Annotated in this window: 27 protein-coding genes; 14 read left to right on the top strand and 13 right to left on the bottom strand. The window is 69.7% G+C overall.

Translation table 11 applies throughout. From position 1 onward, the window contains the following. Window positions 1-9: 9 nt before the first annotated feature. Both IFU11_RS16205 and IFU11_RS16210 read right to left on the bottom strand, forming a co-directional pair. Window positions 10-1191, bottom strand: a complete 1182-nt coding sequence (locus tag IFU11_RS16205; protein ID WP_192019613.1) for an alcohol dehydrogenase catalytic domain-containing protein — start codon at window positions 1189-1191, stop codon at window positions 10-12. 90 nt (window positions 1192-1281) lie between these two features. Next, window positions 1282-2199, bottom strand: a complete 918-nt coding sequence (locus IFU11_RS16210; protein ID WP_192019614.1) for a LysR family transcriptional regulator — start codon at window positions 2197-2199, stop codon at window positions 1282-1284. A 72-nt stretch (window positions 2200-2271) separates the two neighbouring features. On the opposite strand from IFU11_RS16210, the gene IFU11_RS16215 reads away from it, so the two are divergent. Further along, window positions 2272-3210: a DMT family transporter gene (locus IFU11_RS16215; protein WP_192019615.1), complete on the top strand. Its 939-nt coding sequence runs from the start codon at window positions 2272-2274 to the stop codon at window positions 3208-3210. A gap of 6 nt (window positions 3211-3216) precedes the next feature. Here IFU11_RS16215 and IFU11_RS16220 read toward each other — a convergent pair whose 3' ends face one another. The 4 genes from IFU11_RS16220 to IFU11_RS16235 are packed head-to-tail and all read right to left on the bottom strand — an operon-like array spanning window position 3217 to window position 5075. Continuing rightward, on the bottom strand, window positions 3217-3600 hold the full coding sequence (locus tag IFU11_RS16220; protein ID WP_192019616.1) for a hypothetical protein: 384 nt from the start codon (window positions 3598-3600) through the stop codon (window positions 3217-3219). Then, a complete protein-coding gene (locus tag IFU11_RS16225) occupies window positions 3600-4217 on the bottom strand; it encodes a hypothetical protein (RefSeq protein WP_240043982.1) in 618 nt (205 codons plus the stop codon). The genes IFU11_RS16220 and IFU11_RS16225 overlap by 1 nt, the downstream gene beginning before the upstream one ends. Then, window positions 4214-4765, bottom strand: coding sequence for an RNA polymerase sigma factor (locus tag IFU11_RS16230; RefSeq protein WP_085511244.1), 552 nt, complete (start codon window positions 4763-4765; stop codon window positions 4214-4216). Before IFU11_RS16230 ends, IFU11_RS16225 begins: the two co-directional genes overlap by 4 nt. 7 nt (window positions 4766-4772) lie before the next feature. Continuing rightward, window positions 4773-5075, bottom strand: coding sequence for a hypothetical protein (locus IFU11_RS16235; RefSeq protein WP_124768103.1), 303 nt, complete (start codon window positions 5073-5075; stop codon window positions 4773-4775). 131 nt (window positions 5076-5206) lie between these two features. Between IFU11_RS16235 and IFU11_RS16240 the strand changes: the two genes are divergently transcribed. Together IFU11_RS16240 and IFU11_RS20355 are read left to right on the top strand one after the other, a co-directional pair. Further along, window positions 5207-5728, top strand: a complete 522-nt coding sequence (locus IFU11_RS16240; RefSeq protein WP_192019617.1) for a MarR family winged helix-turn-helix transcriptional regulator — start codon at window positions 5207-5209, stop codon at window positions 5726-5728. A 332-nt stretch (window positions 5729-6060) separates the two neighbouring features. Next, window positions 6061-6459 (top strand): hypothetical protein, encoded by a 399-nt coding sequence (locus IFU11_RS20355; RefSeq protein WP_244631851.1) that lies wholly within the window; start codon window positions 6061-6063, stop codon window positions 6457-6459. A 192-nt stretch (window positions 6460-6651) separates the two neighbouring features. On the opposite strand, the gene IFU11_RS16250 is transcribed toward IFU11_RS20355, so the two are convergent. After that, window positions 6652-7008 (bottom strand): DUF7882 family protein, encoded by a 357-nt coding sequence (locus tag IFU11_RS16250; protein WP_137242720.1) that lies wholly within the window; start codon window positions 7006-7008, stop codon window positions 6652-6654. A 61-nt stretch (window positions 7009-7069) separates the two neighbouring features. After that, window positions 7070-7384, bottom strand: a complete 315-nt coding sequence (locus tag IFU11_RS16255; protein WP_064295809.1) for an ArsR/SmtB family transcription factor — start codon at window positions 7382-7384, stop codon at window positions 7070-7072. A gap of 83 nt (window positions 7385-7467) precedes the next feature. On the opposite strand from IFU11_RS16255, the gene IFU11_RS16260 reads away from it, so the two are divergent. Next, window positions 7468-8703 carry an MFS transporter gene (locus IFU11_RS16260; RefSeq protein WP_199862346.1) on the top strand — a complete coding sequence of 412 codons (1236 nt, stop codon included), beginning with the start codon at window positions 7468-7470 and terminating at the stop codon, window positions 8701-8703. A 22-nt stretch (window positions 8704-8725) separates the two neighbouring features. On the opposite strand, the gene IFU11_RS16265 is transcribed toward IFU11_RS16260, so the two are convergent. Continuing rightward, entirely contained in the window at window positions 8726-9217 is a 492-nt protein-coding gene (locus IFU11_RS16265; RefSeq protein ID WP_192019619.1) for an Lrp/AsnC family transcriptional regulator, read from the bottom strand. 91 nt (window positions 9218-9308) lie between these two features. On the opposite strand from IFU11_RS16265, the gene IFU11_RS16270 reads away from it, so the two are divergent. Further along, the gene (locus IFU11_RS16270) at window positions 9309-9977 is read left to right on the top strand and encodes a YitT family protein (protein ID WP_192019620.1); all 669 of its coding nucleotides are present in this window, start codon (window positions 9309-9311) and stop codon (window positions 9975-9977) included. A 93-nt stretch (window positions 9978-10070) separates the two neighbouring features. Here IFU11_RS16270 and IFU11_RS16275 read toward each other — a convergent pair whose 3' ends face one another. Both IFU11_RS16275 and IFU11_RS16280 read right to left on the bottom strand, forming a co-directional pair. Beyond that, the gene (locus tag IFU11_RS16275; protein WP_138945938.1) at window positions 10071-11297 is read right to left on the bottom strand and encodes a pyridoxal phosphate-dependent aminotransferase; all 1227 of its coding nucleotides are present in this window, start codon (window positions 11295-11297) and stop codon (window positions 10071-10073) included. A 78-nt stretch (window positions 11298-11375) separates the two neighbouring features. Continuing rightward, the gene (locus IFU11_RS16280) at window positions 11376-12449 is read right to left on the bottom strand and encodes a hypothetical protein (protein WP_137242714.1); all 1074 of its coding nucleotides are present in this window, start codon (window positions 12447-12449) and stop codon (window positions 11376-11378) included. A gap of 228 nt (window positions 12450-12677) precedes the next feature. Here IFU11_RS16280 and IFU11_RS16285 point away from each other — a divergent pair, with 228 nt between their 5' ends. The 4 genes from IFU11_RS16285 to IFU11_RS16300 all read left to right on the top strand — a co-directional run bounded on the left by IFU11_RS16285 (window position 12678) and on the right by IFU11_RS16300 (window position 18232). Continuing rightward, window positions 12678-13664, top strand: a complete 987-nt coding sequence (locus tag IFU11_RS16285; RefSeq protein ID WP_194718740.1) for a 3-oxoacyl-ACP synthase III — start codon at window positions 12678-12680, stop codon at window positions 13662-13664. Then, window positions 13658-16336, top strand: a complete 2679-nt coding sequence (locus IFU11_RS16290; RefSeq protein ID WP_371742808.1) for an alpha/beta fold hydrolase — start codon at window positions 13658-13660, stop codon at window positions 16334-16336. Before IFU11_RS16285 ends, IFU11_RS16290 begins: the two co-directional genes overlap by 7 nt. Beyond that, window positions 16333-17301, top strand: a complete 969-nt coding sequence (locus IFU11_RS16295; RefSeq protein WP_192019621.1) for an NAD-dependent epimerase/dehydratase family protein — start codon at window positions 16333-16335, stop codon at window positions 17299-17301. Before IFU11_RS16290 ends, IFU11_RS16295 begins: the two co-directional genes overlap by 4 nt. A 394-nt stretch (window positions 17302-17695) precedes the next feature. Beyond that, window positions 17696-18232, top strand: a complete 537-nt coding sequence (locus IFU11_RS16300) for a GNAT family N-acetyltransferase (protein ID WP_191940100.1) — start codon at window positions 17696-17698, stop codon at window positions 18230-18232. 61 nt (window positions 18233-18293) lie between these two features. Here IFU11_RS16300 and IFU11_RS16305 read toward each other — a convergent pair whose 3' ends face one another. After that, the gene (locus tag IFU11_RS16305) at window positions 18294-18875 is read right to left on the bottom strand and encodes a hypothetical protein (RefSeq protein ID WP_192019622.1); all 582 of its coding nucleotides are present in this window, start codon (window positions 18873-18875) and stop codon (window positions 18294-18296) included. 109 nt (window positions 18876-18984) lie between these two features. Here IFU11_RS16305 and IFU11_RS16310 point away from each other — a divergent pair, with 109 nt between their 5' ends. Further along, window positions 18985-20115 carry an epoxide hydrolase family protein gene (locus IFU11_RS16310; RefSeq protein WP_191940102.1) on the top strand — a complete coding sequence of 377 codons (1131 nt, stop codon included), beginning with the start codon at window positions 18985-18987 and terminating at the stop codon, window positions 20113-20115. 8 nt (window positions 20116-20123) lie between these two features. On the opposite strand, the gene IFU11_RS16315 is transcribed toward IFU11_RS16310, so the two are convergent. Continuing rightward, window positions 20124-20570 carry a MarR family winged helix-turn-helix transcriptional regulator gene (locus tag IFU11_RS16315; RefSeq protein ID WP_191940103.1) on the bottom strand — a complete coding sequence of 149 codons (447 nt, stop codon included), beginning with the start codon at window positions 20568-20570 and terminating at the stop codon, window positions 20124-20126. Between the two features lie 63 nt (window positions 20571-20633). Here IFU11_RS16315 and IFU11_RS16320 point away from each other — a divergent pair, with 63 nt between their 5' ends. The 4 genes from IFU11_RS16320 (at window position 20634) to glnT (ending at window position 24312) form a co-directional block, all read left to right on the top strand. Continuing rightward, the gene (locus tag IFU11_RS16320) at window positions 20634-21002 is read left to right on the top strand and encodes a VOC family protein (protein WP_192019623.1); all 369 of its coding nucleotides are present in this window, start codon (window positions 20634-20636) and stop codon (window positions 21000-21002) included. 33 nt (window positions 21003-21035) lie between these two features. Continuing rightward, window positions 21036-21569, top strand: a complete 534-nt coding sequence (locus IFU11_RS16325) for a hypothetical protein (RefSeq protein WP_192019624.1) — start codon at window positions 21036-21038, stop codon at window positions 21567-21569. Window positions 21570-21712: 143 nt separating this feature from the next. After that, window positions 21713-22759 carry an NAD(P)-dependent alcohol dehydrogenase gene (locus tag IFU11_RS16330; protein ID WP_192019625.1) on the top strand — a complete coding sequence of 349 codons (1047 nt, stop codon included), beginning with the start codon at window positions 21713-21715 and terminating at the stop codon, window positions 22757-22759. Window positions 22760-22950: 191 nt separating this feature from the next. After that, a complete protein-coding gene (gene glnT / locus IFU11_RS16335) occupies window positions 22951-24312 on the top strand; it encodes a type III glutamate--ammonia ligase (protein ID WP_064295821.1) in 1362 nt (453 codons plus the stop codon). Window positions 24313-24316 lie beyond the last annotated feature (4 nt).

Raw genomic sequence — 24316 nt, forward strand, 5'->3', positions numbered from 1 at the left:
TGTGGGCGGTTACGCCGACGGCTTCAGGACGACCTTGATGCAGCCGTCCTCCTTCTTCTGGAACGTCTCGTACATCGCCGGAGCTTCGGCGAGCGGCACCCGGTGGGTGGCGAGGTCGAGGACGCCGAGCGGGTCGGTGCTGTCCTCGACGAGGGGGAGCAGCGTCGGGATCCAGCGGGCGACGTTGCACTGACCCATCCGGAGCGACACCTGCTTGTCGAACATCGACTTCATCGGCATGATGTCCGCCTCACCGGCGTAGACGCCGCTCAGGGACACGACGCCGCCACGGCGGACGAGCTCGAGCGCGGTGTGCAGCGCGGCGAGCCGGTCGATGCCGGCGTGCTCCATGGCCGGTCGCGCGATCGCGTCGGGCAGCACGCCGACGGCCGTCTGTGCCGCAGCCGCGATCGGTGAGCCGTGGGCCTCCATGCCGACGGCGTCGACGACCCCGTCCGGGCCGCGTCCGCCGGTGGCGTCGCGGAGCTCAGCGACCACGTCGTCCGAGAGGTCGAGGGCACGGATGCCGTAGCGCTCGGCGAGGGCACGGCGCTCCGGCACCGGGTCCACGGCGAAGACCTCGAGACCGCGGTGCTTGGCGATGCGAGCCGCGAGCTGGCCGACCGGGCCCAGGCCGAGCACGGTGATCGAGCCGCCGTCCGGCACCCCGGCGTACTCGACGCCCTGCCAGGCGGTCGGGAGGATGTCGCTCAGGTAGAGGTAGGACTCGTCGGGCAGGTCGCGACCGACGACGATGCAGTTCGCGTCGGCGAGTCGGACCTGCAGGAACTCGGCCTGTCCGCCCGGCACCTGGCCGTAGAGCTTCGTGTAGCCGTACAGGGAGGCGCCGCTGCCGTGCTCCTTCACCTGGGTCGTCTCGCACTGCGACTGCAGCCCGTTGCGACACATGAAACACTCGCCGCACGCGATCGTGAACGGGATGACGACCCGGTCGCCGACCGCGACGCGGGTGACCTCCGAGCCGACGGCTTCGACGACACCCATCGTCTCGTGGCCGAGGACGTCGCCGCGGTCGAGGAACGGGCCGAACAGTTCGTAGAGGTGGAGGTCGGAGCCGCAGATGGCTGCCGAGGTGACACGGATGATCGCATCGGTGGGGGCGGTGATCGCGGGGTCCGGGACGGTCTCGACCGACACCGAACGGCGACCCTGGTACGTGAGTGCGCGCATGGATGCTCCTTCGTCGTTGTCCTTCCACCCTGCGCCTCCTGGACGTCGGGCGACTGGGGGTGGACGTCTCGTCGGAGGGCTGATACGAGCTCAGCGTGTCGCGTCGGCGGCCACGCGCTGGAGGCTGGCGAGCACCGACCGGACCGCGGATCGCGCCATCGCCTCCGGTCTCGCCAGGACGTCGACATGCCGGACGAGGACCGCGCCGGCGACCGGTCGGAGGACCATGCCGTCGACCGCCAACGGTGCCGCCGTGGTGCGCGGCATGACGGCGATCGCCGCCCCCGTGCGGACGACCTGGGCGGCGACCGAGAACTCGTTGATACGGTGGTCGATCCGCGGCGCCCGGCCGCTCAGCGCGCCCAGATGATGGAGGACGCCGGCGAGCGGGAAGCCCTCGTGCGTGGAGATCCAGCGTTCGTCGCGCAGATCCTCCGGTCGCAGCTCCAACCGCGCCGCGAGCGGATGCGCCTCGTGCATCGCGATGTCGAGGGGTTCGACGAGCAGCGGTGTCACGACGAGGCGGTCGAGCGGCCACGCCGGCTCGTGCGGGAGCCGGTGGGCGATGACGAGGTCGTAGTCCGCCGTGAGCCCGGCGAACCGGTCCTGCGCGACGTCGGCGTCGGCGAGGAGGAGCCGCGGTGTCGCGACCGGCTCCGCTCCCGTCCCGACCTGCGTGAGCAGCGGTCCGAAGAACGCCAGGCCGGCGCTGTGGAACGCGGAGACGCTGACCGGGCGCTGCTCATGCTGGAGGAAGGAGTCCACGGCGTCCCGTGCCTCGGCCAGTGCCTCCTCCACGCGTGACGCGGCGATCGCGAGGGCCTCGCCGGCCTCGGTCAGGACGAGTCGACGCCCGTGCTTCTCCGTGAGCGGGACCGGCATCGTGGCCTGCAAGGCGGCGAGCTGCTGCGACACGGCCGAGGCGCTGACGTGCATGGCTGCGGCGACCGCGGCGACGCTGCCGCGGTCGCCGAGTTCGCGGAGGAGGCGGAGGCGAGCGGGATCCATAAGTCATTCCTTCATCGTCGATCCAGACACTGCCTGCTGTTCTATCGTGTCCGTCTCCTGGAGAGTAGCGGCATGGCCCGCCGCGCACCCTCCGAACTCATCGTCGATGTGCTGCTCGTCGGGGTCGCGGCGGTGTGGGGCGCCAGCTTCCTCGCGGCGAAGGACCTCGCCGCCGTCACCGGTGTGCCGGCGGCGGTCGCCCTGCGGTTCCTGGTGGCGGTGATCGCCATCGGGCTCATCTGCCTCGTGCGGCGGGAGCGGCTCCCTCGCCGACGGGGCCTGCTGATCGCGGCGGCACTCGGCTGCTCGCAGGCCGCGATCATCGGCCTCGAGACGTGGGGCGTGCACCTGACCTCGGCGACGAACGCCGGGCTGCTCATCAGCCTCGCGCTCGTCATGACGCCGGTGCTCGACGGTGTCGCGTCGCGGTCCTGGCTCCCGAGGTCCTACTTCGTCGCCGCGGTCGCAGCCGTGGTCGGTGTCGCGCTGCTCGTGTCGGACGGCGGTCTCCGCGCACCCACCGCGGGCGACGCGCTCGTGATCGCCGCGGCCGTCGTCCGTGCGGTGCACGTGACGTCGAGTGCGCACCTGACGCGAGGTCGAACCGACAGCACGCTCGGCGTGGTGTTCGTCCAGATGCTCGTGTGCGCCGGGGCGTTCAGCCTCATCGCCGGTGACGGTCTCGCTGCGGCTGTCACGCTGCTCGATCTGCACGGCTGGCTGGACGTGCTGTTCCTCGGTCTGCTGTGTTCCGTGTTCGCATTCGTCGTCCAGCTGTGGGCGGTGCGGCGGACCTCGGCTTCGCGCGCGAGCATCCTCATGGGGACGGAACCCGTCTGGGCGCTCCTCGTCGGCGTGCTCATCGCGGGGGAGGTGATCGGCCCGCTGGGTGCGCTCGGTGCGGCGCTGATCATCGTGGCGAGCTATGTCGGCCAGGCGATCGAACGCCGCCACCGCGCGCGGACGACCGGCACGGCACCCTCGGTGCAGCAGGAGCCGGCGCCTGTCTGACGGGGTCTACAGCGTGGTCGCCGCGCCCGTGAGCGGCGTTCCCAGCGGTGCTGCGTCCTCGATCCGGCACACGCGGACGTCGATCTCATGGATCGGCGTCTCCGCCATCGACGTCGCGAGCACGCCGCGGATCGCGTCGCCGACGAGACGGAGGGTCGCCGGGACCGGAGCCCCGTCGGTCACGCCGATGGTCACGCCGATCGTCAGCGCGCCGTCGGCTCCGCGACCGACGGCCACCTTCGTCGGCTTGTCGTCGTCACGCCCGACCGCGTCGGCGACGGTCCGCAGGACCGCACGGATCGGCGACCCGGACGCGTGGACCGTCGTGACCCCCGGTGTCGCGGCGACGACGGCGGTGAGCTGCTGCGAGAGCGCGGCATCGGTGTCCATCAGGAGTCCTCCGGCCGGGCGACGCGCTGCGTGTGGATGTCGATGATCGTGACGTCGACGGCGACCACGTTGAGCTCGGTGTGCGTGGCCAGTTCCGCGACGACGCGATCCCGGATGAGCTGCGACAGCCGTTCGAGGTTGTTGCCGAACGCGGCCGAGGCGGTGATCGCCACCGTGATCGGCGCGTCCAGGGTCGTCACATCGCCGTCGAGGCGGACCCGACCGACGATGACCCCGCCGACGCTGTCGCCCACCCCGCGGATCAGAGTGCGGACGGAGCCTTCCGTGATGCGCAGGTGCACCTCGGGGTCGGGGTGCCTGAGCGGGATGTCCCGACCGGCGTGCGCCTCGAGCGAGATGTTCTGGAGCACCGCGTGCATCCAGGAGCGGTCCTGCTCGGAGTGCGTCGCCGCCTCCGACTTGAGCAGTGCCCAGGTCTGGGTGCGCAGTCGGAGGAGGGCGTCGAGGGCGAGTTGGCAGCCGGGGGAGGCTTCGATGTCGGGGTCGAGGGGCTCACGGCCGCTGTCGAGGTAGTCGGAGAGCTCATCGATGGTGTGCCCGTCGAGGTCGGCGCCGGCCAGGTCGTCGAGCATGGACTCGTGGTCGTCGTCGTTCATCGCCACACCTCCATCTCCCGCAGGACGGTCTGTCTGGCCCGCGCGAGCTGGCCGCGCACCGTCGAGGCCGGGACCCCGAGCGACTCGGCGATCTCGACGTACGACAGCCCGCCCGTCTCCTTGAGCATCCAGCACTCACGCTGCATGGCAGGGAGTCGGTCGAGGACCGAAGCGAGGGCGCTCATCTGCATGCGCACCTCGACGACCCGTTCCGGGGACTGATGGGACGGAGCGGGGGCATTCCAATCCTCGATCTCGCTGTGTTCGCGGCGGCGTCTGATGCGGTCGATCGCCCGGTTCGAGACCATGCGCATCAGCCAGGACTTCACCGCGTTCGGGTCGTTCAGTCGGTCCAGCTGGCCCCACGCCTGGATGAGGACGTCCTGCACGACGTCCTCCGCCTCCGACTGGTTGCCCAGCACGCGGACGGCGTAGGCGCGCATGAGCGAACCGTGCCGGAAGACGAGGACCTCGAAGGCGGTGGCGTCTCCGTCGGCGGCGCGCTCGGCGAGGATGCCGTCCGGGAGCACCTCGAGCGAGCGCTTCACGGAGTGGTTAGAGGACGGCGAACGCGGTGAAGGCGACGGCGGTCGCGGACACGATCGCGGACGCGGCGACAGCGGCGACGTACGGAAACTGGAGCGTCTTCGCCGGGCCGTTCTCCACCGCCTCCTTGGCGCGGAGCAGGGAGACGAAGACCCCGAGGTCCTTGCCGGTGCTCGAGGCGGCGACGAAGCGGCCGTCCCGGAACTCGACCATGCCGGCGTACTCGCCGTCGACCGAGGCGACCCAGAGGGTCGCGTCCGGCTCGGCCCAGGCGACCGTGGTCCCCGTGCCTCGCTCCAACACCGTGCTCATGACTGCTCCTTGCTCAACGTTTGTGTTGTTAGAGAATCTAGCTATTCATGCGTCTGCATGTACCCCACTTGACATCGCGATCCGGACTCCGCTAGACAATCTCGTTACGAGAACCACTACTGTTGGACTTCATGACCGCCCAAGCCGTTGACGCGCAGCACTACTGGTACGAACAGGATGAGCACGAGCGCGGCCGCCGCATGCTCGAGGCCATGCGTCTGTACCGTGCCGCCGAGGCCGCCATGCGTCGTCGGACCCGCGACGAGATGCACATGGGCGAGAACGACCTCCTCGCGCTGCGGTTCATGCTGCGCGCCAAGCAGGAAACCCGCCTGGTCAGCCCGACGGATCTCGGGGCCTACCTCGGCATCAAGACCTCATCGGTCACGGTCATGCTCGACCGCCTGGAGGCGGCGGGTCACGTCGTCCGTCGGCCGAGCGAGACCGACCGTCGCCGCGTCACCGTCTCGACCACCGACTTCGCCGACTCGGAGGTCCGCAAGACCCTGAGCCACATGCACCACCGCATGATGGAGGCGACCACCGGGATCGAACCGGAGATCGCGGCCGGCATCGTCGACTTCCTCGACCGCATGCGCGAGGCCGTCGACTCGATCGACCGCACCGAGCCCGAGGGGCAGCCGCAGCCCTGAGCCGCCCCGGCACTTGCCGCGAGCGGCACAGGCGCAGGCCGCCACCGGCAGAGCGAGAGTCTTCGGCCTACCCAGCGTGGACTGGTCACTTGTATGGTCAACATATGGAATATCGCGCCCTCATCGACCATGTCGAGAGTCATTCGCAGCAAACGGCGCATCCCATCACTGTCGGCATCTCGGGCTACTGCGGCTCAGGGAAGTCGACACTCGCGCGAAGTCTGGTCGCGGAACTCCCACGGGCGGCGCGCATCAGGGGCGACGACTTCCTCGACCCGGCTCGCTCGCACAGGCGGTCATCCGACTGGGACGGGGTGGATCGTCGACGCCTCGTGACCACCGTGTTGGATCCGTTCCGGGCGCGTCAAGAGAGCGAGTTCCGTCGGTATGACTGGTCGGCACGGGCCCTCGGCGCGCCGGAGTCGCTCCCGAAGGCGGATATCCTCGTGGTCGACCTCATCGGGCTCCTGCACCCTGAGGCGCTTCCCAGTCTCGACGTGACCGTGTGGTGTGATGTCGACCTGAACACCGCCGCCGAGCGCGGAATGGCTCGCGATCAACGACTCGGCCGCGACCACGAATCGTTGTGGCGCGATGTCTGGCTCCCGAATGAGATCGACTTCGCCGAGCGTTTCGGCCCGCGTGCGTCCGCGACCATCCTGCTCGACGCGTCGTCGAGCGCCGTTGCATCAAGCGGCGATCGCAGATACGAGGCGGGCCGCACGGTCTGATCCGTGTGACCCGCCTCCGAATGTCTTCGACGATTTCGACCGCGCGCTGCGGGCCCTCCAGGCACCGCTCGAGCCGACTCTCAGAAGTCCCCGACCTTCGATGATCCGATGGTAATCGAGCACGTGTCGGACGACCGATGCTTGAACGGTCGGATCGCTTGTGCTACTCGGGATCGTGCTGGTGGCGGTGCCTCAGTTGTCGGCGGACAGCTCCGGGTAGTCGGTCTCCGGCATGAGCTCGAGCCCCGCCGGCGTGTAGGTGCGGTCGAGCATGGCCTGCAACCAGGTGCGGTTCAGTGCGACCGGGCGTGAGCCGGTGAACCGGAAGACGATGGGGACGCCGGTCTCGATCCAGATGGCGTAGCGGCCCGAGCCGTGTGCGGGGTCGATCGTCCAGGAGAGGAGGAACGCCTCGCCCTTGCGGAGCTTGGAGACGACGACCATCTGCACATGGGCGAGGGTCCGATCCTCGAGTTCGAGTGCTTCGTTCCCGTACCGCAGCGTTCCCATGTTCCCCAGCCCCCTGTCGTCGTCTGCGCGGTCGATCACCGCGCCGACAATTCTGGCAGCTCCCGTCGATGCGGCGCGAATGCCAGAGCGGGAGTGCTCGTCAGTCGGCGTCGAGGACGGCGTCGAGGAGGCCCGGGAACCGGGTGTCGAGGTCATCACGCCGCAGAGTGAGCGTGCGGTGGCGACCGTTCGGCTCGTTCCGGATGACGCCGGCCTCGCGGAGCACCTTCATGAGGTGGGACTTCGTCGACTTCGGGATCGTGGGGTCGAGGGCAGTGCAGTTCGCGGCGTCCATCGGTCCGTCCCGGAGTTGCCGCACCATCTCGAGTCGGTCCGGATCGCTGAGTGCGAAGAGCACGGCCGGCAGCTCGATCGCCTCGCGGTCGGGGTGCGTGAGATCGGCTGGTGCGGGCATGGTTCGATAATAGTTGAACAATGAGCGGAAAGCGCGTATCGTCCAATCGTTCGACATTTTTGGAACCGAAGGATGCCCGCCCCGTGCAGACGACGACCCCGTCACCCCCGACCCGACCCGTGCCCACCGCGGCTGACGGCGCGCCCGTGCTGCCGCGCCGTCGCTTCGGTTTCGTCCTCGCGGGGCTCGGCAGCACACTCATGCTCGCCGGTGCCAGCGCTCCGTCACCGTTCTACCCGGAGCTCCAGGAGCGGCTCGGCATCGGCCCGATCGGCGTCACCATCGCCTTCTCGGCCTACGCGCTCGCCCTGCTGGTCGCGCTCCTCACGATCGGCTCGGTCTCGGACCACCTCGGACGCCGCCCGGTGATCACCGCCGGGTTCGTCGTGCTCGCCGCGAGCATGCTGCTCCTCTGGCACGTCGACTCCGGAGCGCTGCTGTACCTCGCCCGCGTGCTCCAAGGCCTCGCCAGCGGGGCACTGCTCTCCACGCTGTCGGCGACGATCATTGATCTAGCCCCGCCCGAGCGGCCACGAGCGGCGACCCTGCTGAACGCCATCGCCCCGATGGTCGGTCTGGCCTCCGGCACCATCCTCGCGGGCGTCCTGCTGCAGACGGTCGCCGACCCGTCGAGCTGGACGTTCCTACCGCTGGCGATCGCCTATCTGCTCATCGCGGCGTCCATCTGGATCGTGCCGGAGACCGCAGCCCGCACCCCCGGGTGGGCGCGCGCCATCCGACCCCGCGCAGCCGTCCCCGTCGACGCCCGACGGTTGTTCGTCGTGAGCATCCCGATCGTCCTCGGCGGTTGGGCGACCGGCGGGCTGTTCCTCTCCCTCGGGCCGAGCATCATGCACACGGAGCTCGGCGTGGACGGCCAGCTCGGAGGGGCACTCCTCATCGGGCTGCTGCCGGCCGCCGGGGCCGTCGCGGCCGCGGCGCTCCACCGCCGCCGACCCGTCGTCGCGGCCGTCTACGGGGCGTCCGCGCTGTCCGCCGGGACCGTACTCCTGCTCGTCGCCCTGATCCTCGGGTCGCTCCCGGTCGCGGTGGTCGCCGTCGTGATCGCCGGCACCGGCTTCGGCACGGCGTTCATGGGCACGATCGCCTCGCTCGTCCCGCTCGCGCCGGCAGACGAACGCGCTGAGCTCTTCGCCGCGCTGTACATCGTCGCGTACCTGTCCTTCGGCGTGCCGGCCGTCATCGCCGGCCTGCTCGCCTCGGCCATCGGGCTCCACGCCACGGTGCTCGGTTACGGCACGGTCGTCGCGATCGCCGCGGGCACGGCCGCCGTGGTGCGTGCCCGGTCAGCGCGCTGACGGTTCGAGCCCGCTGACGACCTCAGCGCGCTGACGGCTCCTCGGCGAGGCGGTCGAGGAGGCTCGACGATCGGTACGGGATGACCTCGATCAGGGAGACCTTGGTGTTCGTCCGGACCACGCCAGGGGCAGCGAGGAGGACGCCCGCGATGCGGTGCAGGTCCTCCGTGTCGTGTGCCACGACCTTCGCGAAGAGGTCGGCGTCGCCGGTGGTCGCGTGCACCTCGACGATCTCCGGGGTCGACTCGAGGGCCGCATAGGCCTCGGTCGCGAGGTCCTGACGGATGGAGATCTCGATGAAGGCGGTGAGGGGGTAGCCCAGCGCCGACAGTCGCACCCGGCGACTCGGGGCGCCGAGTGCGCCGCTCGTCTCGAGTCGACGCAGACGGGCGTGGACGGTGTTCCTCGCGACGCCGAGGGTGCGTGCAAGGGCGAGCGCCGTCATGGACGGGTCGTCGTCGAGCGCAGTCAGGATGCGCGCGTCGAGGTGGTCGATGGTCGCAGGATGAGGCATGTTGCTCACTCTCTGGCTGGGAATCGAGCACGATGACCATTGCATTCTACTCGTGTTGCGCAAGACGACGAGCTGACGCATCGTTGGCGGAATGAGCACCCAGCAGCCGAGCGCCGCGACGTCGAGCGCGCAGCAGGCTCCCTCCACACCTGCCCCGGCGCCGTCTCCAGTCCGACACGGGGCGGTCGAGGACATCCTCGGGCTGCTCGTCGGCGTCACGGTCGTGTCGTTCGGCCTCTTCATCCTGAAAGCCGGTTCGGCGGTGACCGGCGGGACGGCCGGCCTGTCGCTCCTCGTCAGCTACCTCGCGCCCGTGCCGTTCCCGGTGCTGTTCATCGCGATCAACCTGCCGTTCTTCCTGCTCGCGATCCGCGGCAAGGGCTGGGTGTTCACGCTGCGGAGCGGCGGCGCGATCGTGCTCGTGTCCGTCCTGTCCGGGGTGCACCCGCTGTTCCTGCCGGTCGGACACATCGACCCGTTCTACGCGGCCGTCGTCGGCAACGTGCTCTGCGGCGTCGGCATCCTGATCCTCTTCCGACACCGGGCGAGCCTCGGCGGGTTCAACATCGTCGCGCTCATCCTGCAGGACCGCTTCGGCATCCGTGCCGGCTACGTCCTCATGGCCGTCGACACCGTGGTCGTGCTCGTGTCGCTCGTCGCCGTGCCGCCGCTCAACGTGCTCGTCTCGGCGCTCGGTGCGGTCTTCCTGAACCTCATCCTCGCGCTCAACCACCGGCCGGGTCGCTACCTCGGGGTGTAGGGCAGGAGATCCGCCCGGCAGCAGGACGCGCTGCTCGCGAACGTCCTGCTACCGCGCTGATGTCCTGCTGCCGCGCCTCCTGCTTGTCGGCGCCTACTGCTTGTAGGAGGACAGGAAGTTGCCGAGCCGCTCGATCGCGTCGGTGAGGACGCGCTCCTCCGGCAGGGTGACGACCCGCAGGTGGTCGGGGTCCGGCCAGTTGAAGCCCGTGCCCTGGACGAGCAGGATGTGCTCCGCCACGAGCAGATCGTGGACGAGCAGCTCGTCGTCGTGGATCTCGTGGACCTCCGGGTCGAGGCGCGGGAAGGCGTAGAGCGCACCCATCGGCTTCGTGCAGGAAACGCCGGGGATCGAGTTGAGGCCGGCCCAGGTGGCGTCGCGCTGCTCGAGCAGGCGACCGCTCGGTGCGATCAGGGCGTCGATCGACTGCACGCCGGAGAGCGCCGCCTGCACGGCGTGCTGCGCCGGCACGTTCGGGCACAGACGTGTGGAGGCCAGGAGGTTGATGCCCTCGAGGAAGCCGCGCGCGTGGTCACGCGGCCCCGTGATGACGAGCCAGCCGGACCGGTAGCCGGCGACGCGGTAGGTCTTCGACAGGCCGTTGAACGTGAGGCAGAGGAGGTCGGGGGCGACGGTCGCCATCGGGATGTGGACGGCGTCGTCGTACAGGATGCGGTCGTAGATCTCGTCGGCGAGCAGCAGCAGCCCGTGCTCGCGTGCGACCCCGGCGATCTGCTCCAGCACCTCGCGGGAGTACACCGCACCCGTGGGGTTGTTCGGGTTGATGACGACGATCGCCTTGGTGTTCGGCGTGATCTTGGAGCGGATGTCCTCGATGTCCGGCGCCCAGTCTGCTTCCTCATCGCAGCGATAGTGCACCGGGGTGCCGCCCGCGAGGCTCGTCATCGCCGTCCACAGCGGGTAGTCGGGCGCGGGGATGAGGACCTCGTCGCCGTCGTCGAGCAGGGCCTGCATCGTCATCGTGATGAGCTCGGAGACGCCGTTGCCGAGGAACACCCACTCAGGGTCGACCCGCGGGAACCCCTCCATCTCCTCGTAGCGGTAGGAAACAGCCTGGCGCGCGGAGAGGATGCCGCGGCTGTCGCTGTACCCGTGGGAGTGGGGGAGCGCGGCGATCATGTCGCGCACGATCTGGTGCGGTGCCTCGAAGTCGAAGATGGCGGGGTTGCCGGTGTTGAGTTTGAGGATGCGGTGCCCGTCGGCCTCGAGACGCACGGCCTCGACGAGGGCCTTCCCCCGGATCTCATAGAGGACGCTTTTCAGCTTGGAGGACTGGTCGAGGGTGCGGCGGGTGGTCATCCCCACAGGCTACTGCGGCGACCTGCGCGCGTGGCAGTGCCGATTGCAGGATCGCGGCTCCCGCGGTCGGCTCCGGTGTCAGGCGACCATGGCCTCGAGGCGGGCGAGGAGCACCGGACGAGCAGGCCGTGCCGTGCGGACGACATCCAGCGCGGTGCGGCCGTCGGCGAGGTCGACGGCCGGGTCAAGGCCAGGCGCGGCGAGGAGTACGTCGTACAGCGGTTCGAGCCGACTTTCGGGGAAGTTGCCCTGCCCGGCGAGCGCGGTCAGCGGCACACCGTTCGCCGGTGACGACGCGTTGACATCGGCACCCGCGCTGATGAGTGCGCCGAGCACCCGGGCGTCCTGCTCGGCCTCCCGCGCGCCGGAGCGGTCGAGCGCGAGGTGGAGGACGCTGTCGCCCTCGGCGGTGAGCAGGGCGACGTCGGCACCGTCGGCCAGCAGCTGCGGGACGAACGTGGAGCGGACGGTGAGGTCGGGATTGCGCAGAACGGCGTGGAGCAGGCTGTCGCCGTTCTCGTCGACCGCGGACGCGAGGCCTGGGGTGTAGACGGCTCGGAGCTCGTCGAGGTTCTGCCAGGTCGCCGTGCGGGTCACCGCCTCGGCGGCGGGGGCGAGTCCGGCCGCATCCAGATACACCGTCACCAGGTCGAACAGCTGCGGCCGCCGGAAGCGACTCGAGCGCGCGCGGTCGAGCACCGAGTGCCCGTGCGGGTCGGGCGCGAGGAGCTCGAGGCCCGGCTGGTCGAAGAACGCACGGTAGTAGGGTTCGAGCTCCGCTTCGGACAGCTTCGGGTGGTCGACCTCCTCCACCGGGCGGCGCTGGTGTCGTCCGGCGGGCCGGTTCACGTCGGCACCGGCGGCGATGAGGCGACGGACGAGCGGAGGGTCGACCTCGGGGTCTCGGGCGCGCTGCGCCAGCAGGACGTGCAGCAGCGTGTACCCCTCGTCGAGGACGACCGTCGCATCCGCCCCGTCGTCAAGGAGCCGCCCGGCGATGAACGCGCGCGTCGCCGGATCCTGGTTGGACATCGCCTCGGCCACCAGCGGCAGGCCGGTCGAATCGGTGTACGAGGGCCACGTCCCGGGGTCGTAGGCCGCCTCGAATTCCTCGATGCTCGCGCGCTTCAACCAGTAGGGGCGGACCACCATCGGGACATCCTCCGATCAGGCGGCACCGGCGGAATGGGCCGCGTCCACCAGCCTAGGCGGACGCCCCGCGCGCTGTCCCGCTGGGCACCCGCTGTCAACAACGGGGACACGATTCGTCCACGTTCAGGGTAGAGGAGTACCGTCAGACGCTGGCGGTCAAGACTGCCTGGTCAGAGGCACGGAGGAATCGTGACCGGAAACGCAACTACCCGATTCGACAATGTGGCCATGTTGTCGGTGGCGAGCACGCTGCCGTCCGCAGTGGTGACCTCGGTCGAGATCGAAGAGGGCCTCGCGGCCGCGATGAAACGCGCCCGCCTCCCGAAGGGCATCCTGCGACGCGTCGCCGGTGTGGTCGAGCGACGACACTGGGGGCCCGGCGAGAACTCGGACGACGCCACGGTGTCGGCCGGTCGCCGTGCGCTCGCCGAGGCCGGCATCTCGCCCTCGCAGATCGGGCTCATGATCAACACCTCGGTGACGCGGCAGCACCTCGAGCCCTCCGTCGCCGTCCGCATCCACGACGGCCTCGGCCTGCCGAGCTCGGCCATCAACTTCGACATCGCCAACGCCTGTCTCGGCTTCGTCACCGGCATGACCATGGCGGCCGCGATGATCGAGTCCGGCCAGATCGAGTACGCGCTCATCGTCAACGGCGAGGACGCGAGCGAGGTGCACGCCAACACGATCGAGCGCCTCAGCGGCAGCACCATCGATCGCGACGACTTCATGAGCGAGTTCGCCTCCCTCACCCTCGGCTCCGGGGCCGCCGCCGCCGTCATCGGGCCGGCCGACCGTCACCCCGAGGGACACCGCATCCTCGGCGGCGTCACCCGCGCTGCGACGGAGTTCAACCACCTCTGCGTCGGCAGCGTCGACGGCATGTTCACCGATGCCCGAGCGCTCCTCAAGGGCGGGCTTGACCTCGTCGTCTCCGCGTGGAAGGAAGCCGCCGGCGACTCGTGGCGGTGGTCGAAGATGGACCGCTACATCACCCACCAGGTGTCGTCCATCCACACGGACTCCATGGTGAAGGCCGCCTCGCTCGACCGCAGTCGCGTGCCGGTCACCTATCCCTACCTCGGCAACGTCGGACCGGCCTCCATCCCGATCACCCTCGCCGACCAGCAGTCGACCCTGAACAAGGGCGACCGCGTCCTCCTCATGGGCGTCGGCTCGGGGTTGAACACCGGCCTCATGGAACTCGCGTGGTAGCGGGCACGGTCGCCGCGAACGTCGGCCTGCGGACGATGGGCGTGCGCGCCGCCGGTCTGCCGGGCCTGCCCGCGCGGTACTCGCACCGCCTCGACGTCCCCGGTCGACTGGCCGACGACGGTGTGACGAGGAACTGGCACTACCTCGACACCGCCGACGCGCTCAGCGAAGCCGGTGTCGAACCGGTCGGTACCGTCCTCGCCGTCCACGGCAACCCGACCTGGTCGTACCTCTGGCGCTCGCTCGTCACCCGGTCCGTCGAGCAGGCCGACGCCGGCGGGACCGCCTGGCGCGTCGTCGCCGTCGACCAGCTCGAGATGGGCTGGTCGGAGCGCACGGAGGTCGCCCGCACGCTCGAACAGCGGATCGCCGACCTCGCAGCCTTCTCCGACGCGCTCGGCCTCACCGGTCCCGTCGTCACCCTCGGTCACGACTGGGGCGGCGTCATCTCCCTCGGCTGGGCCACCGAGCACCCGGAGCTCCTCGTCGGTTCGATGCTGCTCAACACGGCCGTGCACCACCCGGAGGGCACCCCGATCCCCGCACCCCTGCGGCTCGCCGGCGCTCGCGGCATGCTCGGCGCCGGCTCGGTCCAGACGACCGCCTTCCTCGACACGACGCTGTCGCTCGCGTCCCCGCCGCTCGACCGCGACGTCCGCGACGCGTACCGCAGCCCGTACTCCGCGCCCGCGCGCCGTCGCGGCATCGGCGCGTTCGTCGCCGACATCCCGGCGACCCCGGAGCATGTCAGCTTCCCGCGCCTCGAGCGCCTCGCCGACGACGTCGCCCAGCTCCGCGTCCCGGCGGTCATGCTGTGGGGTCCGCGCGACCCGATCTTCAGCGACCGCTACCTCGACGACCTCGCCGACCGCCTCCCGCACGCGGAGGTCCACCGCTTCGCCGGCGCGGGTCACCTCGTCATCGAGGACGCCCCGGTCGCGGAATCGCTGCTCACCTGGCTCGACGACCGCCTGCCGCAGGGCGCGCCGGTCGAAGCGGCTCCGATGGAGTCCGCCGCCGCGACGACCGAGCAGCCCGATTTCGAACCGCTCTGGCGGCGATTGGACGAGCGGCGTACCGACGACAGCGATGCGATCGTCGAACAGCGCGGTTCGGGTGCGGCCCGTCGCGTCAGCTGGCGGCAACTCGACGACCGCGTGACGCGCCTGGCCGCCGGCCTGCACCGCATCGGCGTGCGACGGGGCGACCGCGTCTCGCTGCTCGTCACGCCCGGTGCCACGCTCACCGCCGTGATCTACGCCTGCCTGCGCATCGGCGCGGTCGTCGTCGTCGCCGACGCCGGTCTCGGCGTCAAGGGCCTCCACCGCGCGGTCCGAGGCGCGTGGCCCGCGTACGTCATCGGTGAGACCAAGGGGCTCGCCGCAGCCCGGGCGCTCGGCTGGCCCGGCGTGAAGGTCTCAGCCGCACGCCTCCCCGGCGCGACAGCAGCAGCGCTCGGCGTCTCGTACAGCCTCAAGGACCTGCTCGACACCCGCACGACGCCTGAGCTGCCCAGCGAACCCGGCCCGACCGACCTCGCGGCGATCCTGTACACCTCGGGATCGACCGGCCCGGCGAAGGGCGTGAAGTACACCCATGCTCAGCTGTCGTCGTTGCGCGACGTCCTCTCCGAGCACTTCGCGATCACCGCCGACTCGGGACTCGTCACCGGGTTCGCGCCCTTCGCGCTGCTCGGCCCGGCGCTCGGGGCCCGTTCCTCGACGCCTGAGATGGACATCTCGGCGCCGCGGACACTCACCGCTCGAGCGGTCGCTGCCGCCGTGGCCGAGACGGACGCCGACATCGTGTTCCTCTCGCCGGCCGCCATCCTGAACGTGGTCGCGACGGCCGACGCGCTCGACAGTACGGACCGCCAGGCGCTCCAGGGCGTCAGGACCGTGCTCTCGACGGGCGCGCCCGTCAGTCGCCAGCTCCTCACGGCACTCGTGGGTGTCCTGCCCAACGCGTCCGCGCACGCGGTGTACGGCATGACCGAGTGCCTGCTCGTCGCGGACATCACCCTCGAAACGCTGCCCGACGACGACACCGAGCACACGGGTGTGTGCGTCGGGACGCCCATCGGCGGCGTCGACGTGCGCATCAGCCCACTCGATGAGGCCGGACGCGCCACGGGTGCGCCGACGCAGGACGCGGATGGCCTCGGCGAGGTCATCATCTCGGCGGAGCACCTCAAGTCGCAGTACGACCGCCTCTGGCTGACCGACCGTGCCGCTGCCCGCGACGTCGCCGATGACGGACGCTGGCACCGCACCGGCGATGTCGGGCATCTCGACGCCGACGGCCGCCTCTGGATCGAGGGCCGTCTGCCGCACGTGATCGCGACCCAGGACGGACCGATCGCTCCGGTCGGACCGGAGCAGGCGATCGAGACCGTGTCGCTCGTTCGCCGTGCCGCCGTCGTCGGTGTCGGCCCGGAGGGTCTCCGCCAGTGCGTCGCGATCGTCGAGACGACCACGGGTACGAAGCGGGTCCAGCTCGCCGATGCGGAGCTCGCCGCGCAGGTGCGGGACGTCTCGACGCAGCCGCTCGTCGCGGTGTTCGTCGTACCCGAGCTGCCGACGGACATCCGCCACAACTCCAAGATCGACCGCACCCGCCTGTCGGTGTGGGCGGAAGGCATCCTGGCCGGTGAACGGCTGAGCACGCCGTGACGGTCCTCGTCACCGGTGCGAGCGGCATGCTCGGCCGCGAGGTCGCGTTGGAGCTGCTCCGCGGCGGCCACCGCGTCCGCGTCCTGCAGCGCGGCCCGTCGGCGCTCGCCGATGTCGAGGAAGTGCGCGGGTCGATCACCGACGCGGCGGTCGTCGAGTCGGCGATGGACGGTGTCGACGCGGTCGTGCATTTGGCCGCGAAGGTCTCGTTGGCGGGTGATCCGGCGGAGTTCGAGCGCGTCAACGTCGCCGGGGCCGAGGTCGTCCTCGACGCGGCCGAGACCGCGGGTGTCTCACGGTTCGTCCACATCTCCTCGCCGTCCGTCGCGCACGGTGGCTCGGCGCTCGTGGGTGTCGGTGCGGAACCGGCCGACCCGGACGCGGCACGCGGGGAGTACGCGCGGACGAAGGCGAAGGGTGAGCTGCTCGCCCTCGAACGTGACCGTCGCGGGTTCGCGGTCGTCGTCGTGCGGCCGCACCTCGTCTGGGGTCCGGGCGACCCGCAGCTCGTCGAGCGCATCGTCGACCGCGCACGCCGCGGCCGGTTGCCGTTGCTCGACGACGGAACCGCCCTCATCGACAGCACGTATGTCGCGAACGCGGCGTCGGCGATCGCGGCGGCACTCGAGCATGCGAAGACGGCACACGGTCGTGCGTTCGTGGTGACGAACGGTGAGCCGCGTCCGGTCGGCGAGCTGCTCGCGGGCATCTGCCGTGCCGCCGGTGTCAAGCCGCCCGCCTTCAGTGTCCCCGCCGGCGTCGCCCGGGCCGCAGGTGGGCTCGTCGAGCGCCTGTGGAGCATCCGCCCCGGCGCCGATGAGCCGCCGATGACGCGCTTCCTCGCGGAACAGCTGTCGACCGCCCACTGGTTCGACCAGCGTCAGACCCGCGCGGCCTTGCACTGGACGCCGGCGGTCTCGATCGATGAGGGCCTCGAGCGCCTGGCGGCGCACTACCGCGCCTGAATCAGACAGCGGGCAGGTGTCCTGCAGTCGGTCGCTGATACTCAGAACCAGACCCGCCGCAACGTTCCAGACACCCGAATGCCGGCTCAAGCGGCGGCGGGGTCTGGGCCACAACCGGGCGAGGGAGCCCGGTACAGGTCATGGTACGCGCTGGATCCGGTCCTTTCGGCGGAATGCCCGGTCCGTTCGCAAGATGGCTATCCGAACCTGGGTACCGGAACCCAGCCCCGCCGCTGCGATCCAGACATTCGGGTGCCGATTCGAGCGGCGGCGGGGTCTGGGCCACAACCGGGCGAGGGAGCCCGGTACCGAAGATGGTACGCGTCGCGACGGGCGGTGTCATCAGTGGACCCGCGCCAATACCCGGCGATGCGGCGGCTGCCAGACTGGGCGCATGGTCGATACGTTCTTGCGCCCGTGGGACGCTGACGATGCGCAGTCGCTCCATGCCGCCTTCGTCGAGAACGTCGACCTGGCTCCGCAGTTCGGCCATGCAGACCTGTCGACGGTCCAGGACGCGGTCCAGTTCATCGAGCGCGCGCTGACCTCTTCCGAGTCCCGGCTCAACTGGGCGGTCGTCCGCAACGGTTCGGTGGTTGGCAACGTTGGTGTCTCCGCGATCGACCGTCGGCACTCCACAGCTTGGCTGTCCTACTGGTTGATCGCGGGTGCGCGGGGCAGCGGTCTCGCGACGCGAGCGGTCAGGACGGTCGCCGATCACGCATTCCGCGAGGGGCTGTTCCGCCTGGAGCTGGGGCATCGGGTCAACAACCCTGCGTCCTGCGGGGTCGCGACACGGGCCGGCTTCCTCGCCGAGGGCATCGAACGGCAGAAGCTCGCGTACGGCGACGATCGCTTCGATGTCGAGCTGCACGCCCGCTTGGCGACTGACCCGGCGCCTGACGGCGATCTGCTCTTTCCGGTTCGTTAGGAGGTCCGGAGCTCCCGCATCAACTGGCGGACGAAACCTGGATCCAACTGCGGCTCACGGCTCACGCGCGGCTCAGGCTCTGCTCGTCGATGAAGATGTTGAGGCGCCGCAAGTGCTCCGGCGAGCGGGTGCGCGCACGCTCCCGCAGGCTGTCGAACTGGAAGACGAACCATGGCTCGGGCAGCGGCGTCAGCTCGGGCCATCGTGCGGTGAGCGCATCAGGCAGTGCTCGGCCGTAATGGGCCCGGAACAGGGTGTCCCATCCGGTGTCCGGGAGTTGCTCTGGAGGTCTGGCGAACAGCGGATCAGTCGCAAGGTCGGGCTCGACTGCGACCTTCTGCGCCGCTTGCGTCAGCAGGCGGAGGGCGAAGGTGCGATCTCCCTCGATGAGTGCGTCGCTCATCGCCTGGGAGACCCCGGCGGGCGAGAACCGAGCGGCGGGTGATGACGACTCGACCGCGTTGATGACGATGTCCTTCCCCAGGGCGCGCATTGCCCGCTCGAGCGATGCCAGCTTGATCGTCGCGTCCTCCTCGGACTTCAAGAGCTGCGAGATCGCCCCAGGCGTGACGTGCAGGCGCCGAGCCAGTTCGGCCCCGCTCGTCCCCGCAGCGCTCATCGTGTCCCGAATCAGCGTACTCATCGACTCCCCCGATCATTAGCTATAGCTAAATGATACCAGGGCGTCGGGGTCACACGCCGTCGCTGCGCATCGTTCATCCCTGTCGGACGTCTGCTCTAGCATCGAGCGCATGCGTTCGTTCCGGATCCAGGTGCCCGATGCCGACCTCGAGGACCTGCGGCGGCGACTCGACGCGGTTCGCCTCCCCGCCGCGATCGGTGACGCCGGCGAGGAGAGCGCCCTCTCGCTCGACCGGTTGCGGGCGCTCGTCGACCACTGGCGGGACGGCTTCGACTGGCGGCGCATCGAAAGCGAGCTCGATGACGTGCCGCAGTTCGAGGCGGAGGTCGACGGGCAGCGGCTGCACGTCGCGCGGCTACCGGCACCGGACGGCGTCACGGTGACGGTCCCGGTGATCGCGTTCCATGGTTGGCCATACTCCTTCATCGAGATGCTGCCGCTGGCGAAGGAACTCGCAGGACGCACCGTCGACCTCGGCGACGGCCGGACACTCGGCTTCGAGGTCGTCGTCCCCTCGCAGCCCGGGTACGGGTTCTCAGCGCCCCTCGCAGACCGGCCGTTCACCGGCCCGGTGGTCGCCGAACTCATGCACGCACTCATGACGGAGGTGCTGGGGCACGCGAGCTACCTCACCTACGGCGAGGACGTCGGGTCGACGACGAGCGACTGGCTCGCGGCCCTGTATCCCGAATCGGTCATCGGCCAGTTCGCGACGCACGCCGCCTTCCCGTCCGCGTCCCGAGCGCGCGACCTCACCGCCGAGGAGCAGGACTGGCTCGATCGACACGACCAGGAGTGGGCTCGCGGTCTCGCCTATGCGCGGGTGCAGGCCACCAGGCCCGAGATCCTCGCGACGGCCCTGAACGACTCGCCGGTAGGCCTCGCCGCATGGATCGCGGAGAAGCTCCTCGCGTGGGCGGGAGAGGGTGACTGGTGGACCGACGACGAGCTGCTGACCACGGTCTCGCTGTACTGGTTCACGCAGAGCATCGGATCATCGTTCCGGCCGTATCGCGACCACCCGAAGCAGCCCGAACTCCCGCTGATCGAGGTGCCTGTGGCCGTCGCCGTGCAGACGGGCGAACGCGGACTCCCGCGCTCCTACGCGGCGAGGGCGTACAGCGACATCCGGAGCTGGACGGAACTGGATCGCGGGGCGCACTTCACGGCCTGGCAGGTCCCGGTCGCTGTGGCGGACCGGATCCAGGCGTTCGTGGAGACCCTTCCCATCACCGACTGACGGGCGCCTCAGCGCTCGTCGTCGCGAAGTGATCGGATCATGCTGCGCAGGACGACGAGTGCCTCCCGCTGCTGATCAGCGGTCAGGCCGCTCAGCATCCGGACCTCGACCGATCGCACGGCAGCGGTCGCCTGCGCGAGGCGCTCACGACCGAGCGGCGTGAGTCGGGTCGGCAGTGCCTTGCCGACGGGGGCCTGTTCCGGGCGGGTGACAAATCCGTCGCGCTCGAGGGCCTGCAGGAGCACGTTCATCGACTGACGGGTGACGAAGGCGCCGCGGGCCAGTTCGGAGTTCGACAGTCCAGGTCGCTGGGCGAGGAGTTCGAGGCAGGAGTAGTGCGTGATCGTCATGCCGAGTGGCCGCAGGACCGCCTCCATCGCTGAGCGGAGTGCGCTCGACGCCTCCTTCAGGAGGTACCCCAGCGAGGTGTCCAGTTCGATCCCGTCTTGACTCATGTCAGTATTCTGACATAGGCTGAGTGTGTCAGATAACTGACACGACAGAAATGGACGCACATCATGCCCGTCACCGGACCGGACTTCATCTCCCTCCAGGTCGCCGACCTCGACGCCTCGCAGGCCTTCTATGAGCAGTACCTCGGCCTCGTCCGCTCGCAGGCCGGCCCGCCGCACGCGGTCGTCTTCGAGACGTCGCCGACCGCCTTCGCCCTGCGCGACATCGTCCCCGGAACCGATCTCGCCTCCGCACCCCAGCCTGGGATCGGCGCGGCGATCTGGCTGCACGCCACGGACGTCCAGGAGATCCACGACGCCCTCGTCGCCGACGGCCACACGATCGTCTCGGCGCCGATCGACGGCCCGTTCGGTCGCACCTTCACCTTCGCCGACCCGGACGGCTACCAGCTGACCCTCCACGACCGCGCCTGAGCTCGTCCGCGTCCGACCGGTCAGAATGGACGGATGCGACGATCGAGAGTGCATGTGATGGGTGCGAGTGGCAGTGGCGTGACCACGCTCGGGCGGGCGCTCGCCGACCACTGGTCCGTCCCGCACGCCGACGCCGACGACTACTTCTGGGTGCCGACCGACCCGCCCTATGTCACCAAGCGTTCTGACGCGGAGCGGGTGCGGCTCATGCGCGAGCTGTTCGTACCGCGCGAGGCGTGGGTGCTGTCGGGCTCGATGCCCGGCTGGGGTGACGAGATCGTCGCCGAATGCGACGCGATCGTCTTCGTGACCCTCGATCCGGCGGAGCGGCTGCGGCGTCTGGAGGCCCGAGAGATCGAGCGGCGGGCCGGCGAACCGCATGACGACCGTGCGTGGCGGGAGTTCCGTGAATGGGCGAGCGGCTACGACGACCCTGCGTTCGACGGCCGGAGTCGGGCGTCGCACGAGGCCTGGCTCGTGACCCTGCCGCAACCGGTCCTCCAGGTCGACAGTGGGCTGTCGCGAGCTGAGCTCCTCGAGGTCGTCCTGGCCTGGGAGCCACGCTGACGGGTGTCGGTGCCAGGGCGCTGTCAACGGGGTGCCGGCCGCCGGATCGAGGCGCATACTGGAACGGTCAGACTTATCTGACACACGTCGCTTAGTGAGCGACTGCGGCGTGCGGTTCCGACGCTCGAGGAGGATGTCTCACCATGAAGGCACTGCGGTACACGAAGATCGGCTCGGCCCCCGAGGTCGTCGAGATCGAGAAGCCGACACCGGGGCCGGGTGAGATCCTCCTGAAGGTCACCGCCGCCGGTGTCTGCCACTCCGACGACTACGTCATGAGCCTCCCCGAGGAGGACTACCTCGCGCAGCAGTACCCGCTGCCGCTCACGCTCGGACACGAGGGCGCCGGCGTCATCGAGTCGTTCGGTGAGGGGGTCGAGACGGGCCTGCAGATCGGTGACGCGGTCGCCGTCTACGGACCGTGGGGCTGTGGCCACTGCCTGAACTGTTCGCAGGGCAAGGAGAACTACTGCACGAACGCCGTCGCCGAGGGGATCCGTCCTCCCGGACTCGGCAGCCAGGGCTCGATGGCCGAGTACATGATCGTCGACGACGTGCGTCACCTGGTGCCGATCGGCGACCTCGACCCCGTGAAGAACGTGTCGCTCACCGACGCCGGTCTCACGCCGTACCACGCGATCAAGCGCAGCCTGCCGAAGCTCGGTGCCGGCACCTTCGCCGTCGTCATCGGATCCGGTGGCCTCGGTCACGTCGGCATCCAGATGCTCAAGGCGCTCTCCGGCGCGACGGTCATCGTCCTCGACGTGAGCGACGAGAAGCTCGAGCTGGCGAAGCACGTCGGCGCCGACGTCACGCTCATCAGCGACGAGTCGGCCGCGGGCAAGATCCGCGAGCTGACCGGTGGCGTCGGGGTCGACGCGGTGTTCGACTTCGTCGGCGCCAACCCGACGATCGCCACGGCCACCGCGGTCGCCGCCATGGAGGCCGACGTGACGATCGTGGGCATCGGCGGCGGATCGGCGACCATCGGCTTCGGGTCGATCGCCTACGACGCCGCCGTCCGGGTGCCGTACTGGGGTTCGCGGAGCGAGCTCATCGAGGTCTTCGAGCTCGCGAAGGCGGGCAAGGTCGACGTCGAGGTGCAGCCGTACTCGCTCGACGACGCCCCGAAGGCCTACGAGGACCTGCACGCGGGCACGATCCGCGGTCGCGCGGTCATCGTTCCGTAACCACGACTCGCGGAACCAGCGTCCGTCGCACTCGCGGCGGGCGCCGGTTCTGCGTTCCAGCGCACCTCCGCGCAGGGTTCACACCCCGGAAACATTTTCGACACTGCATCGAAACTCCACCCGCGCATACTTTCAATACAGTATCGAAATGAGTCGCGGCGAGGGCAGCGACGCAACCGGAGGAGCATCCCATGACCGTCGTCGAGACCGTTACCACCGTGGAGTCCGTCCGCGCCCGACTGCAGGAGGCCGGCGTCAAGTACGCGATGGCGAGCTTCGTGGACATGCACGGCAGCATCAAGACCAAGTTCGTACCGCTGTCGCACCTCGAGCGCATGGCCGGGGGATCGGAGCTCTTCACGGGGGCCGCGCTCGACGGCCTCCCGCAGGCGATCAGCGACGAGGAGCTCTCCGCCCGTCCCGACCTCGACAGCGCCGTGCAGTTGCCGTGGCGGAAGGACGTCGCCTTCTTCGCGAGCGACCTCTACACGAAGGGCGAGCCGTTCGAGGCGGCGTCGCGCAACATCCTCAAGCGCCAGCTCGATGCCGCGGCCGAGATGGGCTTCACCTTCAACCTCGGGATCGAGACCGAGTTCTTCGTCCTGAAGGACACCCCGGAGGGCGTGACCGAGGTCAGCGACCGCGACGACCTCGCGAAGCCCTGCTACACGGCGACCGCCGCGCTCGACAACCTCGATTGGCTCACCGAGCTGGTCGAGGCGATGACCGAGATGGGCTGGGGCGTGTACTCGTTCGACCACGAGGACGCCCCGGGGCAGTTCGAGATCGACTTCAACTACTCCGACGCGCTCACCATGGCCGACCGCGCCGTGTTCTTCCGGCTGATGGCCAACGAGATCGTCCGCAAGCACGGCTACTTCGCGACCTTCATGCCGAAGCCGTTCGCCGACCGGAGCGGGTCGGGTGCGCACTTCAACATGTCGCTCGCCGACATCGAGACCGGCGAGAACCTCTTCGAGACCGATGACGACCCGCGTGGTTGCGGCATCTCGGAGCTCGGCTACAAGTTCATCGCCGGTGTCCTCAAGCACGCGCCGGCACTCTCGGCGGTCATCGCGCCGACGGTCAACAGCTACAAGCGGCTCGTGCGTCAGGGCAGCATGTCGGGTTCCACCTGGGCGCCGGTCTTCGTGAGCTACGGCAACAACAACCGGACGAACATGCTCCGCGTGCCGCTCCAGGGCGGGCGCGTGGAGTGCCGGGCGGCCGACATCAGCTGCAACCCGTACCTCGGGGCGGCGCTCATCCTCGCCGCAGGCCTCGAGGGCATCCGTGAGGACCTCGACCCGGGAGCGCCGCACACCGAGAACATGTACGACTACACCGAGGCGCAGGTCGCGCAGCTCGGCATCGGCATGCTGCCGCGCAGCCTCGGCGAGGCGGTCGACGAGTTCGCCACCGACTCGCTGTCGCGTGCCGTGTTCGGCGAGGCGATGTACGACGCGTTCATCGACTACAAGCGCCAGGAGTGGAACGAGTACCAGGCGCACGTGTCGGACTGGGAGACCGCCCGCTACCTGAAGTTCTTCTGATCCC

Source organism: Plantibacter sp. CFBP 8804, from assembly GCF_014841225.1.
GTDB classification, from domain to species: domain Bacteria; phylum Actinomycetota; class Actinomycetes; order Actinomycetales; family Microbacteriaceae; genus Plantibacter; species Plantibacter auratus.

Coding starts and splice junctions, on each gene's coding strand:
- IFU11_RS16205 (WP_192019613.1), bottom strand. CDS start 1,191: ATGCGCGCACTCACGTACCAGGGTCGCCGTTCGGTGTCGGTCGAGACC.
- IFU11_RS16210 (WP_192019614.1), bottom strand. CDS start 2,199: ATGGATCCCGCTCGCCTCCGCCTCCTCCGCGAACTCGGCGACCGCGGC.
- IFU11_RS16215 (WP_192019615.1), top strand. CDS start 2,272: ATGGCCCGCCGCGCACCCTCCGAACTCATCGTCGATGTGCTGCTCGTC.
- IFU11_RS16220 (WP_192019616.1), bottom strand. CDS start 3,600: ATGGACACCGATGCCGCGCTCTCGCAGCAGCTCACCGCCGTCGTCGCC.
- IFU11_RS16225 (WP_240043982.1), bottom strand. CDS start 4,217: ATGAACGACGACGACCACGAGTCCATGCTCGACGACCTGGCCGGCGCC.
- IFU11_RS16235 (WP_124768103.1), bottom strand. CDS start 5,075: ATGAGCACGGTGTTGGAGCGAGGCACGGGGACCACGGTCGCCTGGGCC.
- IFU11_RS16240 (WP_192019617.1), top strand. CDS start 5,207: ATGACCGCCCAAGCCGTTGACGCGCAGCACTACTGGTACGAACAGGAT.
- IFU11_RS16255 (WP_064295809.1), bottom strand. CDS start 7,384: ATGCCCGCACCAGCCGATCTCACGCACCCCGACCGCGAGGCGATCGAG.
- IFU11_RS16265 (WP_192019619.1), bottom strand. CDS start 9,217: ATGCCTCATCCTGCGACCATCGACCACCTCGACGCGCGCATCCTGACT.
- IFU11_RS16270 (WP_192019620.1), top strand. CDS start 9,309: ATGAGCACCCAGCAGCCGAGCGCCGCGACGTCGAGCGCGCAGCAGGCT.
- IFU11_RS16275 (WP_138945938.1), bottom strand. CDS start 11,297: ATGACCACCCGCCGCACCCTCGACCAGTCCTCCAAGCTGAAAAGCGTC.
- IFU11_RS16280 (WP_137242714.1), bottom strand. CDS start 12,449: ATGGTGGTCCGCCCCTACTGGTTGAAGCGCGCGAGCATCGAGGAATTC.
- IFU11_RS16285 (WP_194718740.1), top strand. CDS start 12,678: ATGTTGTCGGTGGCGAGCACGCTGCCGTCCGCAGTGGTGACCTCGGTC.
- IFU11_RS16300 (WP_191940100.1), top strand. CDS start 17,696: ATGGTCGATACGTTCTTGCGCCCGTGGGACGCTGACGATGCGCAGTCG.
- IFU11_RS16305 (WP_192019622.1), bottom strand. CDS start 18,875: ATGAGTACGCTGATTCGGGACACGATGAGCGCTGCGGGGACGAGCGGG.
- IFU11_RS16310 (WP_191940102.1), top strand. CDS start 18,985: ATGCGTTCGTTCCGGATCCAGGTGCCCGATGCCGACCTCGAGGACCTG.
- IFU11_RS16315 (WP_191940103.1), bottom strand. CDS start 20,570: ATGAGTCAAGACGGGATCGAACTGGACACCTCGCTGGGGTACCTCCTG.
- IFU11_RS16320 (WP_192019623.1), top strand. CDS start 20,634: ATGCCCGTCACCGGACCGGACTTCATCTCCCTCCAGGTCGCCGACCTC.
- IFU11_RS16325 (WP_192019624.1), top strand. CDS start 21,036: ATGCGACGATCGAGAGTGCATGTGATGGGTGCGAGTGGCAGTGGCGTG.
- IFU11_RS16330 (WP_192019625.1), top strand. CDS start 21,713: ATGAAGGCACTGCGGTACACGAAGATCGGCTCGGCCCCCGAGGTCGTC.
- glnT (WP_064295821.1), top strand. CDS start 22,951: ATGACCGTCGTCGAGACCGTTACCACCGTGGAGTCCGTCCGCGCCCGA.